General features: G+C 49.6%; 2 rRNA genes. Both read right to left on the reverse strand.

Annotated features, from left to right (window positions below):
* A 5S ribosomal RNA gene (gene rrf / locus GM672_RS28010) occupies positions 1-87 on the reverse strand; the annotation flags it as partial.
* A gap of 116 nt (positions 88-203) precedes the next feature.
* Positions 204-278: ribosomal RNA gene (locus tag GM672_RS28015) — 23S ribosomal RNA — on the reverse strand; the annotation flags it as partial.

Below are 278 nucleotides of genomic sequence, written 5' to 3' on the forward strand. Positions count from 1 at the left end.
GGTTGCAGCACTATCATCGGCGCAAAGTCGTTTCACGGTCCTGTTCGGGATGGGAAGGGGTGGGACCGACTTGCTATGGTCATCAGGCATGACTTGTACAGACCGCAGCTCTCGATGGAGCAGCTGCGATCTTGAATCTGGAAGAAGTAGTTTTTTGGGGTAGTGCTCAAACACCGGCAAATGCATATAACCGTCAAGGTTATAGGGACAAGCCTTACGGGCAATTAGTATCAGTTAGCTTAATGCATTACTGCACTTCCACACCTGACCTATCAACG

Source organism: Pseudoduganella buxea, from assembly GCF_009720835.1.
Lineage (GTDB): Bacteria > Pseudomonadota > Gammaproteobacteria > Burkholderiales > Burkholderiaceae_D > Rugamonas > Rugamonas buxea.